At 29.4% G+C, this 17070-nt stretch carries 14 protein-coding genes; 2 read left to right on the forward strand and 12 right to left on the reverse strand.

Annotation, left to right across the window (positions count from 1 at the left end; all coding sequences use genetic code 11):
• Positions 1 to 282: 282 nt before the first annotated feature.
• From ltrA to CDLVIII_RS22990, 4 genes are all read right to left on the reverse strand, one after another.
• Positions 283 to 1287, reverse strand: a complete 1005-nt coding sequence (gene ltrA, locus CDLVIII_RS22980; protein ID WP_242835797.1) for a group II intron reverse transcriptase/maturase — start codon at positions 1285 to 1287, stop codon at positions 283 to 285.
• 230 nt (positions 1288 to 1517) lie between these two features.
• Positions 1518 to 1664 carry a hypothetical protein gene (locus CDLVIII_RS31600; RefSeq protein WP_186005522.1) on the reverse strand — a complete coding sequence of 49 codons (147 nt, stop codon included), beginning with the start codon at positions 1662 to 1664 and terminating at the stop codon, positions 1518 to 1520.
• 155 nt (positions 1665 to 1819) lie between these two features.
• Entirely contained in the window at positions 1820 to 3304 is a 1485-nt protein-coding gene (locus tag CDLVIII_RS22985) for a hypothetical protein (protein WP_009171870.1), read from the reverse strand.
• Between the two features lie 368 nt (positions 3305 to 3672).
• Positions 3673 to 4065 carry a helix-turn-helix domain-containing protein gene (locus CDLVIII_RS22990; protein WP_009171871.1) on the reverse strand — a complete coding sequence of 131 codons (393 nt, stop codon included), beginning with the start codon at positions 4063 to 4065 and terminating at the stop codon, positions 3673 to 3675.
• Positions 4066 to 4369: 304 nt separating this feature from the next.
• Here CDLVIII_RS22990 and CDLVIII_RS22995 point away from each other — a divergent pair, with 304 nt between their 5' ends.
• Both CDLVIII_RS22995 and CDLVIII_RS23000 read left to right on the forward strand, forming a co-directional pair.
• Entirely contained in the window at positions 4370 to 4900 is a 531-nt protein-coding gene (locus CDLVIII_RS22995) for a nitroreductase family protein (RefSeq protein ID WP_009171872.1), read from the forward strand.
• Between the two features lie 348 nt (positions 4901 to 5248).
• Positions 5249 to 5902, forward strand: coding sequence for a hypothetical protein (locus CDLVIII_RS23000; RefSeq protein WP_009171873.1), 654 nt, complete (start codon positions 5249 to 5251; stop codon positions 5900 to 5902).
• A 154-nt stretch (positions 5903 to 6056) separates the two neighbouring features.
• Here CDLVIII_RS23000 and CDLVIII_RS23005 read toward each other — a convergent pair whose 3' ends face one another.
• The 8 genes from CDLVIII_RS23005 to CDLVIII_RS23040 form a co-directional block, all read right to left on the reverse strand.
• Positions 6057 to 8660 carry a glycosyl hydrolase-related protein gene (locus CDLVIII_RS23005; protein ID WP_009171874.1) on the reverse strand — a complete coding sequence of 868 codons (2604 nt, stop codon included), beginning with the start codon at positions 8658 to 8660 and terminating at the stop codon, positions 6057 to 6059.
• A gap of 21 nt (positions 8661 to 8681) precedes the next feature.
• Complete coding sequence (locus tag CDLVIII_RS23010) at positions 8682 to 9296, reverse strand: YitT family protein (RefSeq protein WP_009171875.1); 615 nt, start codon at positions 9294 to 9296, stop codon at positions 8682 to 8684.
• A 79-nt stretch (positions 9297 to 9375) separates the two neighbouring features.
• Positions 9376 to 10443 (reverse strand): PTS fructose transporter subunit IIC, encoded by a 1068-nt coding sequence (locus CDLVIII_RS23015; protein ID WP_009171876.1) that lies wholly within the window; start codon positions 10441 to 10443, stop codon positions 9376 to 9378.
• A 20-nt stretch (positions 10444 to 10463) separates the two neighbouring features.
• Positions 10464 to 10772: a PTS fructose transporter subunit IIB gene (locus tag CDLVIII_RS23020; protein ID WP_009171877.1), complete on the reverse strand. Its 309-nt coding sequence runs from the start codon at positions 10770 to 10772 to the stop codon at positions 10464 to 10466.
• A 4-nt stretch (positions 10773 to 10776) separates the two neighbouring features.
• A complete protein-coding gene (locus CDLVIII_RS23025) occupies positions 10777 to 11247 on the reverse strand; it encodes a fructose PTS transporter subunit IIA (protein ID WP_009171878.1) in 471 nt (156 codons plus the stop codon).
• Between the two features lie 4 nt (positions 11248 to 11251).
• Positions 11252 to 13207, reverse strand: a complete 1956-nt coding sequence (locus tag CDLVIII_RS23030; RefSeq protein WP_009171879.1) for a BglG family transcription antiterminator — start codon at positions 13205 to 13207, stop codon at positions 11252 to 11254.
• A 307-nt stretch (positions 13208 to 13514) separates the two neighbouring features.
• Complete coding sequence (helD, locus tag CDLVIII_RS23035; RefSeq protein ID WP_035302530.1) at positions 13515 to 15779, reverse strand: RNA polymerase recycling motor HelD; 2265 nt, start codon at positions 15777 to 15779, stop codon at positions 13515 to 13517.
• A 328-nt stretch (positions 15780 to 16107) separates the two neighbouring features.
• Positions 16108 to 17016 (reverse strand): PhzF family isomerase, encoded by a 909-nt coding sequence (locus CDLVIII_RS23040; RefSeq protein WP_035302533.1) that lies wholly within the window; start codon positions 17014 to 17016, stop codon positions 16108 to 16110.
• Positions 17017 to 17070: the final 54 nt, after the last annotated feature.

The raw sequence follows: 17070 nt of genomic DNA on the forward strand, positions 1-17070 counted from the left end.
TTTACAGAACTTGCTATCTATATACATTTACATTTATTTTAGGCTTAGGTAAAGGATTGTACTTCATATACATTTTAAACTTCTCCAAATCAAAACTTCGCCTTTGGCTTCTGCGGTTCAACCACTTGAAAAGTGCTTTCTTTATTTCTAGATTTCTAGGCAGAATTGACCTATCATATATGAATTATCTGTAATTCCACAGTACTGATAATGCCCCATAAGCTTTTGTTTTGTTAATTTAAAAACATCTCCTATATGAAGTTTATTCCTAACAGATTTAATCTACTGATTAAAGTCCTTAACTTTTGCCCTAAATTTCTTTTTACTTGTTTTCCTCTTTACTCTAAAGTATCCTCTTTTGCTCTTTGCACAATAATGTGTGAACCCAAGAAAATCAAATGTCTCTGCATTTTTAAATCCTCTGCTTTTCCTTGTTTCTTCTGCAAATCTCCCAAATAATATTAGTTTTGATTTAGTTCTCTCGACTTCAAGATTAAATTTATTCAGCCTACTAACTAGCAACCTACAGAATTGTCTAGCTTCGCTTTCGTATTGAAAGCAACATACAAAATCATCAGCATATCTCGTTATTTCGGTTTGACCTCTAAAATTTCTTTTAATTATCTTTTCAAACCATAAATCTAAGGAGTAATGCAAATATATGTTGGCTAATGTATGGGATACTATTGAGCCTTGAGGTGTGCCAATTTCTGTTGTCATTATAACACCATTGTCCATTAGTCCCGCTTTGAGAAACTTCTTAACAAGCCTCATTATGTTTGGGTCACCAATTCTCACTTCTAAGAATTTAATCATCCATTCATGATTTACATTGTTGAAAAATCCTTTAATATCAGCATCAACCACATAATTTATTCTTCCATTTTCAATCACCTTGTTTAGTGCTTTTATGGCACTATGACAATTTCTTTTAGGTCTAAATCCGTACGAGAACCCCTTAAAGTCAGCTTCATATATAGATTGTAATATCTTATTTAAAGCCATTTGTACTAATTTATCTTCATAAGAAGGAATACCCAACGGTCTAGTTTTCCCATATCCCTTAGGTATGTAGACTCGCTTTACAGCTTGCGGTTTATGACTATGATTTCTTAATTTTACAACTAAATTCTCTATATTATTATCCAGTTCTTTAGAGTATTCTTGTTTTGTTACATCATCTATTCCAGTTGCTTTATTACCTAGTAATTGCTTATGGCATTTTAAAAACATTTCTTTTTTAATGGTATAGTGATGTAAATTTTTCTTTTGGTTTTTGTCTAGCAATTTCTGCTATCTTAATCAATTTTGTTTCCACTAATTCATCTACTCCTGTGCGTAGTAATGTTTCCTTAGTTAAGACAATAATATGTAATCTCCTTCCCTACTTTGGCATTACCCACTATCATTGGTACTATGATATTATCCGACTCCCCATCAACCTTTTAATATTCTTCCTTTTTATCGGTTGTTTATTATACTCTTTTTTTTGAGAGTTGATAGAGTCTCCTGAGTTGCTATGTAATCATTGTATAGCATGCTTGGCTCTTTGACCCCGAGGAAGTTATAGTAGACTCGTCATTATCGCCTACCATAATATTGCTTTCCAGAGAACCGACACCGTCAGCCTTCCCAACTTTATACTTATTACGAGGCTCATTCACATTCAAGCCTACAACCTAACTGTCAACGCTTAAAATAAATAGTTACCTATTTATCTCCATGACTCGCTACTGAATGATTTGACTTAATCTTTTCAGAACGGATTTCCACCGATTAAATTACACAACCTTGCTCAGCCGCACCGGTTCACCCTTCATTATCCTAAACTATCTTTAAAATATTTAATTGTTTTTGAAAAAATACAACCAAAGATAATCAAAAATAATCCGTCAAAAATGAAATTAAATAAGAATAATTGTTTTGCAGTATCTGCTCTTCCATTTCCAACAAAAGGCATAGGAAACTGAACTGCACCAATTAGCATAGCAATCCAAAGTAAGAATATCTTACTTCTTAATTCTAAATTACATTTGTTTTTGATATATTTACGAACTGAAACTAATATTATTATGAAATAAACTACACCAATAAAGTATAAGTTCTTAAATATTACATGATCCCTAAAGTATGACCAAAGTGTAAATCTATTAAATTCAATTACTGGAGTTTTGCTATAGCTTTGGGAGCACTTTCCTAATGAGGTGCTGGTATCAAAAGCTTTTCCAGCCGTGTATTTCATCCCCTTTAATAATCTTACAGGATGATTTAAGTAAAACTTAGCAAGTTTTAAATTACTTATCTTACTATAAAACTCTTCATCTGTTATTTCTGTTCCTGGCACATATTTTGCATATTCATCTGTATCTAAGTAAGAATGCTTTCCTGCTTCCACATACAAATCTGAATCAAGCCCTAATTCTGCTAAATCCTGCTTTGGTGTTTTAGAGCCATTTAATATTCCATAGAAAACAGAATTATACTCTGTATCCTTACTTAGATTGTTACTATTTCTAGAAATCCCTGCTGGATAAAGGATCATCGCATAAACACATACGCATAAAGCTGCTATACTTATCCTATTTAAACAATCTCTATTTTCCCATATTATCTTCACTATAATAATTACTACAAAAGGCAAAGAGACACTTACCTGAAGCTTTGATCCTATAAATAAATATGCTGCAAGTAATATAGGAATTATTCTTAGCAGCATACTTCCATTTTTCTTAATCACATATTTATAATGTATATAATTTAAAATCGATGCAATAAACAGTGCAAATGTGACTATCATCATTGGTTCCCCATACAGACTATTAAACCAAACCAAATAGTTTCCATCAAAAAAAATCAATATTATTAATATAGGAATTATTATCAATCTAATATTATCCTTTATATTTATAGATTTTAATATAATAGCAAACGCAATAACATACATGATACTATATATAATAGCCAAATACTGAGTCTTAAATATATTCTGTCCAAAGTTCTTACAAATTGCATTTATAAAAACAATCAAATAACTTAAGCTGCTGCCTCTTACGGTATCAGAAATTTTATCTATTTCATTTATCTTATACTCCGGCACTATATAATCATAGAATCTAATAAAATCAGCGTTATTCTTATCTGAATCAAGCAAGGTTAGACCCGAGATTCTCATTATTCTATCGAAATCTCCTTGATCTGCAACACCTACTTCTGGTTTAATAAATAGCACTCCAGCAATTGTTAAAATTGCAATCATAGTGAGTAAAACCTTATATAGATTTACTATACTCCTTTTCATCTTCATTAGATTTTCCTCCATTATTATATATGTGGCCTCAAAGTTCTAGATATTCGACATATAAACGAGACTTATGACTGTGCGTGGTGTAAACCAAAGTTACAAGTAATAAATTAAGTTGTTGGTTTATTTAATCTATATCTTCATACCCCCAACTGCTATCCATCTAAAATCCCCCCATTAGTAATATGATACAAAATAGAATATTTATACTTCTATACACAAAAAAAGCCATACACATAAGAGATTATTCTTATGCGTATAACCTTTTTAATATATATGTTGCAATAATAAAATTGCAGTTAGGATGTCTATCCGCTAAGTAAATATCCGGATGCAAAATATAGAAAACCAAATATATACAAATATAAATTTCAGGCTTCTAAATTACAATTCATTTGACTTCTTCCCCAACTGGATAGCTCATAAAGTAACGGCAGCAAACTCTTCCCTTTATCAGTCAGCTCATATTCAACTCTTAAGGGCATTTCATTATATTGTTTTCTAATAATCAATTCATCTTGTTCCAGTTCATGAAGAGAATTTGACAACATTGTATTTGTTATTCCTTCAATCAGCCTTTTCAGTTCATTAAAACGTACTACATCTTTTTTTAATAATTGCATCAATATACGAAGTTTCCACTTTCCTCCAATAACTTCCAAGGTGTATTTTACAGGGCATTGTATATTCTCATCACATTTCTTAGTATCATTGCTCTCTCTAAGTTCTTTTAAATATTTTTGCAGTTCTTGATTACTTGCCATATCTATAACTCCTCCATGGTATTAAAAATCATACCTGATAATAAAATTCTGCGTACTTGTCCATATAATTTTATGTAGATATAATAATTATACCAAGTTTATTTAGCATATTCAAAATAATACATTTGTATGCGCGCCATAATTCTAATCTCTATTTTATTTAGTTAGTTAGACAAGCAGCTAAACTGCGAAAATAGTGCTGCTTATCTAACTAATATATATATATATATATTGCATATCAAATTTATTATTTCTTATTTATGCCTAACTTGAATAAATTATAGAATAAAGGAGATTTCTTAATATGGAATTAATGAAAGCTATTGCAATACGTAAATCTACTAGAAGTTATAAATCAGAACAAATCAGTGATGAAGCCTTAGATATTATTTTAAAGGCTGGTTATGCTGCACCAGTAGGAATGGGTGCTTATAAATCACTTCATCTAACAGTAATTCAAAATTCTAATATATTAGATAAAATCGCAAATATCACTAGAGAAGCATTTAATAATCCTAAAATGAATCCACTTTATGCTGCACCTACACTTGTAGTTGTTTCTGGACAACCAAATGAAAAGGCACCTGCAGTTGAATTGGCTAATGCATCTTGCATAATTGAGAATATGTCTCTTGCTGCTACTGATATGGGATTAGGAAGTGTATACTTATTAGGTTTCACATATGCAATCTCTAAAAATGAAGAATTACTAAAAGAATTAAACTTACCTGAAGGTTTCGTACCTGCTGCTGGAATAGCAATAGGTTATCCAACTGAACCATTAACTACAGAAAAAGAATTAAAGAAAACTATTGAAACTACTTTTATAAAATAATTATCTATTTATATATAATCCCTTTAAACAGAGGCGTAAAATTGTTTAATAACAATTTTGCACCTCTTTTTTAGCTTCATATAAAATTTACTTTACTAATTATTACCCTAACAATTCTAGTTTCTGGTATAACTGAATATTCTATAATAATATGAATTGTAAATGTATTAATATATAACTACATTTATATATAAACAAATTACTAACTTACCTTACATATGGAATACTTGTTTATTCAAAGCAGATTTTTTTGTGTATCTACACTAGAAATCATATACATTTAGAGTTGATATTTATGAATTCATTTAATTAGCTTACATATATAGAAATTATGGGGGGAAAATTTTTATGGTAACTTTTTTATTATTATTAAGTGGCTTTTGCTGGACAATTGTTTATATTAAAATGATTATTTCCGGTTTCAAAGAAAAAACTTATGGAATGCCGTTTATTGCGTTAGCTCTTAACTTTTCCTGGGAAGTTATATATTCCTATTTTAATTTAATAAATCATAATTATACAAGCATTCAAACATGGATTACTTTCATATGGCTTTTTTTAGATATTTTTATTATTTTTACTTACCTGCTCTACGGGACTAAATATTTTCCACCTTACTGTAACAGAGAATATTTTATACCTTGGACTCTAATTATATTTCTTATGTCCTTTGTCCTTCAGTATTTCTTTATCATAGAATTTGGAGCTTCTGGGCAAGTCTACTCAGCTTTTCTTCAAAATCTTATTATGTCTATACTATTCATCAATATGCTCGTTCATCGAAATGATTTAAAAGGCCAAAATTTAGTTATTGCTATTAATAAATGGATTGGGACTTTAGCTCCTACAATTTTATTCGGCTTCATCTACGGAAACAGGCTAGCTCTCATCATTGGAATTTTCTGCTCTTTATTTGATCTTATTTATATATATTTTTTAAATCACATAAAAAAAATGCATAGCATTCTTTCAAAATCTCATAATATATTAAAAAATAAATAGTTTAACAAATATATCAAATACCTAGTTTCTAAATTAAATATTTATAATTTACAAGGTGTACTTACATTATAGAATATTAGTACACCTTAATTATCTGATTATATCAATAATTTAGAGTAAAATATATAAATAAAATTTTTATTAATGTTGTATTCTATTTATAATACAGCTTAATTGTTATTATATTATATGGATAAATAGTTAACTCCTTTTTTGATAGTACATCTTCAATAGTATTTACCAACTCCCATTTTTTAAATTTACTGAAATTAGTGCTATTCATTTTAATTTTCTTATCCGAGGAATTTTTTAACCTTAATAGAACAGAATCATCTTTTAATGAAGGTGATATAGAACTAAAACATAAATTTGAATCTAGTTCTAATAAACTATATTCTCTTTCAAAACATAATTTATTATTTAAATTCTGTATTTTATTATCAAGCCTATTTACAAATTTATTAATTTCTTGTAGCTGATAATAAACTTCTTGTGATATGTACCTTTCATATCTTTTTTCTACTAAGTGTTCGTCAAACAATTCGTTTCTTATTGAAACAGCAAACTCAAATTCCCGTTTTCCAAGTTGTTCTGCATTAGGTGTCTCTATCATAACATGGCCTTGCTTTGTTGTATCCCCGGATGCCCTCCCTGGACGGTAAACCAGATTAGGTTTTCCTAGCTGGCTTGTAGTCGAAAACAATGTTAAATATATTTTATCTTCTATTACTTGATATTCTTTTATCCCCCTTGAATATATGCTTATTGTGTTTCTATTATTTGTTATTGATACAGTATCTTCAAAAATCTCTATATCAATTGGAATTTCTAAGTAACTACTATTCCAATCCCCTATTGTTCCATTTAAAATAGGCCTTTTTATATAACCAAATGGCACTGAGGCTATAGATTCATCAGCAAATATTTCAGATTTTATAATAGCTCTTAGCCTATGACTTTTTATATTATTATTAATTTCTACTTTACACCTTATAAATTCTTCACCCTCAATTAAAGTTATTTTTAACTTTATTGACATCTTCTCTAACTCTTCTTTATTTATTCTTGAGCTAAGATCTTTTGGTAATAACACAGCTCCTTCAAGCTCTAAACTATAAAAATTGTCACTAAATTTTTTACTACCTTTAATCACCTTGAAATATATAGAGCTATCATTTCTTAATGGTGAAAAATCATAAGTATCTCCATCATTTCCACAATCCTCAAATGTTATGAAATCTTCAATAATTTCACCATTCTTTAATTCTATATTTAATTTTTCATTCTTTACAAATATCCTATAATATGAGTTTCTTATTTCTAATTCATCTCTTACTTTTATTTTAATACTTTCTCCATTTATTATATTAAATACTTTATATCCCATTGAAGGCAATTCAGTCTTAATTAATGCTGTAATTTTATAGTATCCTTCTTCATTAATATAATAATTGCCTTCTGTCGCTTCAATAAGTATATTATCTTTTCCTTCAAATTCATGAATTTCTAAAATACTATATTTCTCTACATCACTTATTTTAACTTCTGCTGTCCTGCTTATAAATTCAATAACTTTATACCCATTGAATTTATATGGTAACGTATTAAATACAATTATTTCATTTTCATTAAGTTTTAATCCTTCTGCTATTCTTTTTTTCACTAAGTTTTCTAAACCTTCACCTATTTCTTTTGCTTGTTTCATTCTATATAATACATCATCTGCAACATTATCAGTTATACATCCAGCCATACTATCATGAGCTTGTCCTTCCAAAAGCTTTTTCCATGCAGTTATTATTAAGTTTTTACTTATGTTTAATCCAAGATCTTTAGCTATAGCATATAATGGCTCTACCCTATTCAAAAGCATTCTTTCAATATGAAAATTCATTTCTTTTATATCATACCGTACAGAACCAATGGTTTTATGTACTCGTCCAGTCTTTGGTTCTCTAAATTCCCCTTCATATCTTTCAAGAACATCATTATTTTTCTTAATGTAATCTATAAATTCTTCATAAGTACTTTGTATATATAGATCTTTACTAATCTTATTAATTTCACTAATTTTCTTGTTTAAATCAACAGTAATTTCTACCTGATCATTACCTATTGGAATAAGTATTTCATCTAAATTAGTTAAACCTTTTATTTTTTCACATAAATTAAAGAGTTTGTTTTCAAGAAATCTTTTATCCGTATATAATCTAGGAATGCTCCCATATCCATCAATAAGATTTACTGCATAAACTTCTTCATCACTAAGTCCTTTCCAAATAAAATATGGTGAAGAAACTTGTTTTTCTAGATTTATTCCTCTCCAAAAAACTATGTTATCTATTCCACAGCTTTTTAAAATGGTTGGCATTTGAGCATTAAATCCAAACGTATCTGGTAAATATCCTACCCTCATATGTTTGCCTATTTTATTGGTTTCATTGATGCCAATACTTAAATTTCTTAAAATAGATTCTCCTGATACAAGTTGCGCATCAGTTTGAGTATACCATGGGCCTATAAAAAGCTTTCCTTGGCTAACTAGCTTTTTTATTTGTATTAATCTTTCTGGCCTAATTGATAAATAATCCTCTAGTATTGATACTTGCCCATCTAGACAAAAATCAGCTTCATTATTATTTTCCAATTCATCCAAAATCTCAGTAAAAACTTGATCACTAAGTATTAATGCATCCATAGTAGAGAAATACCATTCTCTATCCCAATGTGTATGATTTACTATATGTATCTTTGCCATAACATTCCTCCATATATAAACTTAATTAATTGGTCCCAGAACTGCATTTAACTTATTAAATGCAATATTAACCAACGGTCCTACTGAAAATGTAATTGCTATAGTTCCAATTCCTATTGGACCTGATACAATTAACGCTATTATAATTCCCAAAACATCAACTAAAAATTTTGCCACTCCAACACTTAAATTAAATCTTTGTCTAAATGCCATCATACAATCATCTATTGAATTTGGTGCAAGATTTGGTGTTAAATATATAGCTAATCCTACTGATAATATTAATATTCCTATTAGAAGGCAAACTAATCTCTCAATTAATCCATTATTAAATTGTATCTTGCTTACAACAATTAGCCAGAAGTCAGTGCAGCTGCTTAATACAAATGCTGTCGCCAAAGTATAGAAGTTAAATCTTCCTTTCCTTAACCCCCCTGCTATAATAGTCATTATTATAGCTATTATAAATCCAAAACTCCCAACTGACAGAGAAAATTTATTACTTAATCCAACATTTACAGAGTCCCAGGATCCCGCTCCTAAATTAGCTTTAATTGTAAGTGAAACTCCCAATGTAAGTATTATAATTCCTAGTACAAATATAATTATTCTGTTTTTTAAAATTTTTAAATTCATATGTTCTCCTATAATAACTTAATGAAATTTATATTAAGAAAGAGGTTATAGTTTTCACTAAAACCTCTTATAATTTTTCTTAAACTACACCTTCAACATCATCTGAATCAAATCCTTTTCCAAAAATAATGGCTCCTACTGCAACAATCAAACTTCCAACTAATATACCCAAAACATATACCGGCCATTTTTCAACCAATAGCCATCCATATATACCTGATATAGGAATTGAATTTACTGCACCAAGTGAAACAGCTATTGCCGCACCTACAGCACATCCGACAACATTTACAGGTATCATTCTAATAGGATTTACCAATGTAAATGGAATTGCACCTTCCGATATTCCTACTAATCCCATTATGAACGACGCTTTTCCAGCTTCACTTAATTCATTTGAGAATTTCTTCCTTCTTATAAATGTTGCCAATCCATATCCTAGGGTAGGAATTATAATTGCAACTTGAGCCGCTGTATTAGCAATAAATAATTTTTCTGAAATAAGTGCCATAGCAGTGACAACTGCTGCTTTGTTAATCGGACCGCCTAAATCAAATCCAACCATTCCTCCTACAACTAAAGCCAAAACTAAAGAACTACTTCCAGTACTCATACCACTCATCCATTGAACTAAAGCGCTATTTAATGCTGAAAATGGTTGTCCTATAATATATTGCATTATCAAAACTGTAAACAATGTACCAAACACTGGCAATATAAATACCGGAATTATACTACTTGCACTTTCAGGTAACTTAATATTAGCTGCTAAAAATGATACTATATATCCTGCTACAAGCCCTGCCGCTAGTGCTCCTAAAAATCCTGTACCTAAATTATTTGCCAATACTCCTCCGACAAATCCTGCAACAAGCCCTGGCCTATCAGCAATTGAATATGCTATAAATCCGGCAAAAACCGGCAGCATCAATCCTAAAGCCAATCCTCCTAATCCATCTAATGTATTAAAAAAAGGTATAAGTCCTTGCGCTGTTTTATGTGAGGCATCCCATATATCAGTAACACCATATATCATCCCACCTACTCTAGCAATTCCCATTATTACTGCTCCTGCAATAGTGAACGGAATCATATAAGATACACCTGTTAATACGTGTCTTTTAAGATTTGCTAAAAATTCTTTCATCTTTTATTCCACCTCTCATTTTATTTAATTAATGCTAAAGCATCTTCTATAACTTTTACTCCATTTTTAATAGGTGCAGCAACAGGTATCTTATATATTGTTTTTCCTTCAAATCGTTCCTCTTCTCGTACCTTTTGCTCTACTGCAAATATCACTACATCTGCTTCCTCAATTTCCTGCTTAGTCAATCTATTTTGTATTCCTAAAGCACCCTGCTTTTCAATTTTGACTATATGTCCTAACTTTTCTCCTGATTTTGTTAAAGCTTTTGCTGCCATATTAGTATGCGCAACTCCTGTTGGGCATGATGTAACTCCCACAATCTTCATAATATTACTCCTCCACTTTCATTAAATTCTCTTGTAAAAATGTAACTAATTTATTTTTATCGTTTATATTAAACAATGTACGCTTAAAATCATCTTCCATTAGATTAGATGCTAGCTTTCCAAGAATCTCAAGATGCAATGTTCCTTCATACTTTTTTGGTATAGCTAGTCCTATGATAATATTAACAGGCTCCTCATCCAGCGAGTTCCAATCTATTGCTTGATTTAATTTCAAACAAACTATTGTAGGCTTAATTACGCTTTCTACTTTGCAATGAGGGATAGCCAGTCCAAATCCAATTCCAGTTGTACACTCATTTTCTCTATCGATATATCCTTTTAGTGTTTCCTTTTTATCCTCTATTCTATTGTCTTTAAATAAAATGTCTGTAATTTTTTCTAATACTTCTCCTTGTGTTTTTAAATTCAAATTAAATTCGACTGTGTTTATTGTTATCATTTCTGTTATATCCATTTTTTCACCTCAATAGCTTAATAAAATCCTTATAGTTTTTTGCATTCATAAGTTTAGAAACACTTTCTTCATCACTTAATACAGAATATAAGTTTTCAAATATATTCTCAAATTCTATATATAGCTCTTTTTCTATACTCATAAGCATTACTAATCTTACATTTTCTTCTTCCCATTTTACCGGCCTTTTATTTATTAAAATGCACACTTTGCTTATTTGGGGGTTAATATCAATTGCATGAGGAATTGATATTAGATTCCCAATCTCTGTTGAAGATATGTTTTCTCTCTTATAGAAAAATTCTTTGTCCTGTTCTTCTATAAAACTTTTTTTCACCATTTCATTTAGCATAAAATCAAGAATATCTTCTTTTGAATTTAAATTTTTCTCTGGGAAAAATAAATCTTCATCAGTAAATTCTATAAATTTAAGCAAATTATCTTCTGTATTTTCTTGTATAAATTCCTTTAATAAGGACAGATCGCTTGATTTAAATATTGGTGATATATACATTATCTTCTTATCTTCAATTCCATATTCTTTGACGTTAATTTTTATTGTTGATAAAATAATATCATAGCTATTATCCGCTACATGTACTAACTCATTTAAAGGAATTATTTTTACTATTTCTATACTACTTGCAAACTCTCTTTTAATTTTTGCAGATATTATCATTGAAGTACCTAAGCCAGATGCACATACTATTAAAGTTTTCAGTTTATTTTTACTTTTTCCATTCTTTATTCTTTCTAAGGCTGCTGCAAAATGAAGGCATATAAATCCAATCTCGTCATCGTTTACAGGTTTATTTATTATATGCTCAATATATTGTGCTATAATAGATGAAATTTTGTATGCAAAAGGATAATTCTTTTTTATTTCAGAAAGCATATCATTAACTATATGCATATCGTATTTTATCCTAGTTACTGCGGATTTCAAATGTATTGCCAGACTCCATATTAAGGATTTATCTTTTGTAAAATCTATTCCTATTACTTCCTCAACATGATCAAGCATTTCAGTAGCCATAGCTATATATTTGTCTTTTAGATCAAGATTATTTTGTCCACTATCATTTATTATTTTTCTAGTACACAAGTGTTGAGTTATATAATAGATTTCCTCTTCTGGAAATTTGACTTTTGTTTCTTTAAATATATTGTCAGCAATTTCTCTAGCAACCTTATACTCATAGGTTTCTTTAAGTTCATCTGCAAATAATGGCCTATCTAATGTATTTTCATTTTTCACTCTTTTTATTGCTATAAGAATATGTATAAGCAAGTTATAGAAACTAATATCAGTAATACTTATATTGTTTTTCTTAATAGCACATACCAGAATATATTCCATTTTTTCTATACTGCTTTTTTCAAAAATCATTTCTATTGAATTGAGATTTATGATATCATTTTCATAGAGATTAAAAATGTAATGACTAATGCAGCTCCTTATGTTTTCTTCACTTCCCTTTAATGCCACACCTTTTATGCCATCTTTTAATAGTTCGATTTGAAATCTTTTAAGTTTTCTTCGTACTACAACTAGATCTGCTTTTAATGTTGTTAGACCTATAAATAATAAATCGCATAATTCATTATGAGTTATACCTTTACTATATTTTAGTTCTAAAAGTAATAATCTCTTAATAATGAAAATAACTCTTCCTTCATGAGTACTTGGTATAAAATTATTGCTGCTAATATCTTCCTCGTATAGTTTAAAAAGCTCATTATCAAAACTTTTTCTATTACTAATTTCTAATATATATCCTCTTCCTTTTATGCAAGCTATATGGGAATCTATTTTTTTTAGTTCCTGATTAATATTTCTAATATAACTTCTTAAAGTTTTTGATGATACCCCAATGAAATTTGATATCTCATCTCCTGTAATATGATGATCTTTATCTAGCAAAAAACTAATTACTTTTAATTCCCTTTTTTTTATCATGGATCTCACCTCATTGCACTTTTATTTTAGCATCGGTATATTGCTTACGATAGACTATAAAATTCCTTTATTAGCGGAACTTATCCGGCCACCAAAAGTTACTATTTATTAAAATAATATTTTATACTCTTTATATTACACTAAAAATATATTAAAATTCTACAAAGTATGCTAATACTAGAAATGATAAAATTAAAGATATACTATAAAATTGTATTTAATCAATGAAATACAAAAAAACTTCTAATTCACATTATTAATAATCAGAAGTTTTTTATAAAATATTAAATTTTTCTAATAAAGTTTGTTAAATTAAAGTAGTAGCTTCATCCTTTTCAATTATATACTCTAAATGTAGCGCTCTGGTTAATGAAACATACAGTAATCTTTCATCTAAAGTATTCTCTTTATAATTTTCTTTGCTTGGATTTAATATTATTGTACAGTCAAATTCTAAACCTTTAGTCATATATGACGGAATTACTATTAGCTCTTCCTTTAATTCTTTTTCTTTCCCTTCCACTAATTCAAAGGTATACTTACTCTTCTTTAGAAGCTTATATATTTTAGCTGCTTCCACTCCATCCTTTGTTATTACTGCTATAGTGCGCTTCCCTTGTTCTACTGCATTTTCTATTATATTTTCTATAGCAGAAAGAGCTTCTTCATCATTTGAAACCTTCACTATTTCTGGTCTAGCTCCATGCCTTAAAACCGGCTTTGCATCTTTAAGTCCTAAATTTTGCGCATTTAATGTTTTTTGAGCAAAATCTATTATTTCAACAGTTGATCTATAACTTTGGGTAAGCTGAACATATGTGGCATTCCCATCAAAAACACTTTCCGTTATATCTCCCCACGTTTTTAAGCCCTTATAATAATAAATCCCCTGAGCTAAATCTCCAACTAAGGTTAAAGCGTTCCCCTTAGCAAAACTATTTACTAAATAAACTTGAAATGGACTATAGTCTTGAGCCTCATCGACTACGATATATTCAAATTTTTCTTTTTCATCTATTCCTTCAAGCAAGATTCTAAGATAACCAAGAGCAGCCAAATCATCCTCATCAATTATATTCTTCTCATGGTTGTTATTGAATTCTTCTTTCATATAATCTGCTAGAACTTTAGGTATTTTATTCCCTGTAGCTTCTTCAAACAAATCACCATTGTAAAAGCTATAATATATATCCCTTGAATTCACATCTTTCCATTCTTTAAAATAATTATTAAATTCCTTTTTACTGTTACTTTTTATATTTTCTTTTATTTTATCTCGTTCTTCATATAAACTTATGAGCTTTTTCCGTCTTTCTTCTGAATCTCTTTCCCCGTTTCTGATTTCTCGTATTTTCCTCTCCCACTTGTTGTCTATCTCTATTAACAGGGTTTCAATTCTTCCCTTTATCTTTAAATTTAAATATTTCTTTATTTCACTTTTTCTCTTATTTATTGGGTAAGCTTTAAGATCCATAGAGTATAATCTTTTTATCTCTTTTTTATCAAATAATATTTCATCTCTAACTTTAATGTCATCTATATTCAAAGTATTCTTTTCAATCAATGAAATATATCTGTCTAGCATGGTTTTAAACACCAATGTTCCTTTAACCTTACTTGAATTTACTATGAGCTTTTTCGTGTGCTCATCCTTTTCTTCAATGATTTTCATTATCTTTTCATCTTTGTTTAATATCTTTTCTTTTAATTTAAGCTTTGATAAAATGAGTTCTTCAAAAGTACTTTGATTAACCTCATCAGCTCCAAGGCTAGGAAGGATATCTGAGATGTAGTTTAGAAATAATTTATTAGGAGCTAAAACTAAAATCTCACTCCCGCTCATATTTTCTTTATATCTATAAATAAGGTATGCCAATCTATGTAATGCTATTGTAGTCTTTCCAGACCCTGCTGAGCCTTGAACTATTATAGGCAGGTTCTTAGGCCATCTTATTATTTCATTTTGTTCTTTTTGAATTGTAGCAACAACTTCTTTGAGTTTTTTTCCTCTATTCTCTTCAAGATTAATCTTTAAAAATTCATCAACTAAGTTTTGCCCTTCTCCTCCGTTTATAATGATTTCATTTAAGCCTTCATCAAATAGCTGCTCTATATCATTATTCTTATACAAAAATTTCCTTTTTAGTTTGAGTATACCTTCAATAACTCCCTTTGGAGCTGTATAATACGCTTCTCCACCTGTTCCACTATAATACAGATCAGCAACCGGTGCTCTCCAATCTACAACTACCTCTTCGCCATCTTTACTACTGTTTATCCCTTTCTTTCCAATGTAAATACTTTCTGTAAATCCACGATGTTCCCTAAAATCAACTCTTCCAAAATAAGGCTCATTTAATGATTCTTCATACTTTTCTATATCCTCACCTAAGTGCTTAAAAATCAGTTCATTAGCTACTTTCTCTTCACTAAATGTCTTTATTTCTTTATTGAGTCTGTTAAGTTTTTCTTCCACTGCTTGAAACTTTGTTTTTTTCTCTTTTAGTTCTTCTTGTATTAAATTCTTCTTTTGAAATAATACTTCTTTTTCTTCTTTTAAATTCACATCCATATTACTACATTGTATAATGCCTTTAACCTTAAGCACAATCAAGAGGGTAACTAATTTAAATATTAGTTTAGGCACAATCAAAAAATAACAAGCCCATCTGCCAGCCTATTTTCATGTGCCTTATTTCATGCATATTATTAAAGTCACTATATTTTCCTTTCTTAAATATCTCGTATACAAGATGCTATAAGCCTCTTGTCATGGCATTCCCATTTACGCTTAGACACACGAGCAACGTAATTTAGGAGATCATTATAAAAATACCGCATTCATTTAGTATATATTTTATTTCGATGGTTTGTAAAGACATAAATTTATATTTTTTATATTAATCCAGAACTATTTTGGATTTAAATACAATTACAGCGTTTCCAGAGATCTTAACTTCTATTGGCTCTTTTTCTTCAATTGCTACTTCAACTTCAATAATTCCTGCACGATTTATAGCTTCACCCTGCTTAGCTTTAAACTTAAATAAGTAATTATCATGTTCTACTAATTTATGATGCACAAGATATGCTCCTAAAGGCCCATTTGCATTACCTGTTACTGGATCTTCGTTAATTCCTATAGCTGGTGCAAACATTCTGCCATGCACTAAGATATCTTTATCCTTAGGATCAGTTGTAAAAACATAATATCCATTGCACTTAATAATATTACTTAATCTAGAAAGTTCATCATACTTAGGTTTTAATCTATTTAGTAGTTCCAAGCTATTTATACCAATCATAACCTTAGAATGTCCTGTTGAAACTATCTGAATAGGATAATTTTTTATTAAATCCACTTCACTTATACTAAGTGCTGCCAAAAGGCTCTCTTTATTATTACCATCTATTACATCTCCAAACTCAATTTTTCCCTGAGTCATGGTTATCTTATAATCATTATTTTCTTTTACTATATCAACAGGCAAAATTCCAGCCCCTGTCTTCTGGTAAACTCTTGCTTTATCTAGTTTATTTTCAATAGCACGGACATAATGGGCAGCTATAGTAGCGTGTCCGCAAATAGGCACCTCGCTTAATGGAGTGAAGAACCTTACATGAACATCATATTCCTCATTATTTGAAGAAAAAATAAACGCTGTTTCTGAATTATTGAGTTCTCTTGCTATCTTCTGCATTTCTTCCTCTGTTAGTCCATCAGCATTTGTTACTACACCAGCAGGATTACCCGTAAATTTTTCTTTTGTAAATGAATCTATTTGATATAAAATATATTCACTCATAATGTTTACCTCCAAAAATGTTAACATTTATGTACTAGCATTAATTATTCTTATTTA

It is taken from the genome of Clostridium sp. DL-VIII (assembly GCF_000230835.1).
Taxonomy (GTDB): Bacteria; Bacillota; Clostridia; order Clostridiales; family Clostridiaceae; genus Clostridium.

Bases quoted from the DNA above. Each gene is read 5' to 3' on its own strand.
- CDLVIII_RS23025 (WP_009171878.1), bottom strand. From the start codon at position 11,247: ATGGATATAACAGAAATGATAACAATAAACACAGTCGAATTTAATTTG.
- helD (WP_035302530.1), bottom strand. From the start codon at position 15,779: ATGGATGTGAATTTAAAAGAAGAAAAAGAAGTATTATTTCAAAAGAAG.
- CDLVIII_RS22985 (WP_009171870.1), bottom strand. From the start codon at position 3,304: ATGAAGATGAAAAGGAGTATAGTAAATCTATATAAGGTTTTACTCACT.
- CDLVIII_RS22990 (WP_009171871.1), bottom strand. From the start codon at position 4,065: ATGGCAAGTAATCAAGAACTGCAAAAATATTTAAAAGAACTTAGAGAG.
- CDLVIII_RS23030 (WP_009171879.1), bottom strand. From the start codon at position 13,207: ATGATAAAAAAAAGGGAATTAAAAGTAATTAGTTTTTTGCTAGATAAA.
- CDLVIII_RS23020 (WP_009171877.1), bottom strand. From the start codon at position 10,772: ATGAAGATTGTGGGAGTTACATCATGCCCAACAGGAGTTGCGCATACT.
- CDLVIII_RS23005 (WP_009171874.1), bottom strand. From the start codon at position 8,660: ATGGCAAAGATACATATAGTAAATCATACACATTGGGATAGAGAATGG.
- CDLVIII_RS23000 (WP_009171873.1), top strand. From the start codon at position 5,249: ATGGTAACTTTTTTATTATTATTAAGTGGCTTTTGCTGGACAATTGTT.
- CDLVIII_RS22995 (WP_009171872.1), top strand. From the start codon at position 4,370: ATGGAATTAATGAAAGCTATTGCAATACGTAAATCTACTAGAAGTTAT.
- CDLVIII_RS23010 (WP_009171875.1), bottom strand. From the start codon at position 9,296: ATGAATTTAAAAATTTTAAAAAACAGAATAATTATATTTGTACTAGGA.
- CDLVIII_RS23015 (WP_009171876.1), bottom strand. From the start codon at position 10,443: ATGAAAGAATTTTTAGCAAATCTTAAAAGACACGTATTAACAGGTGTA.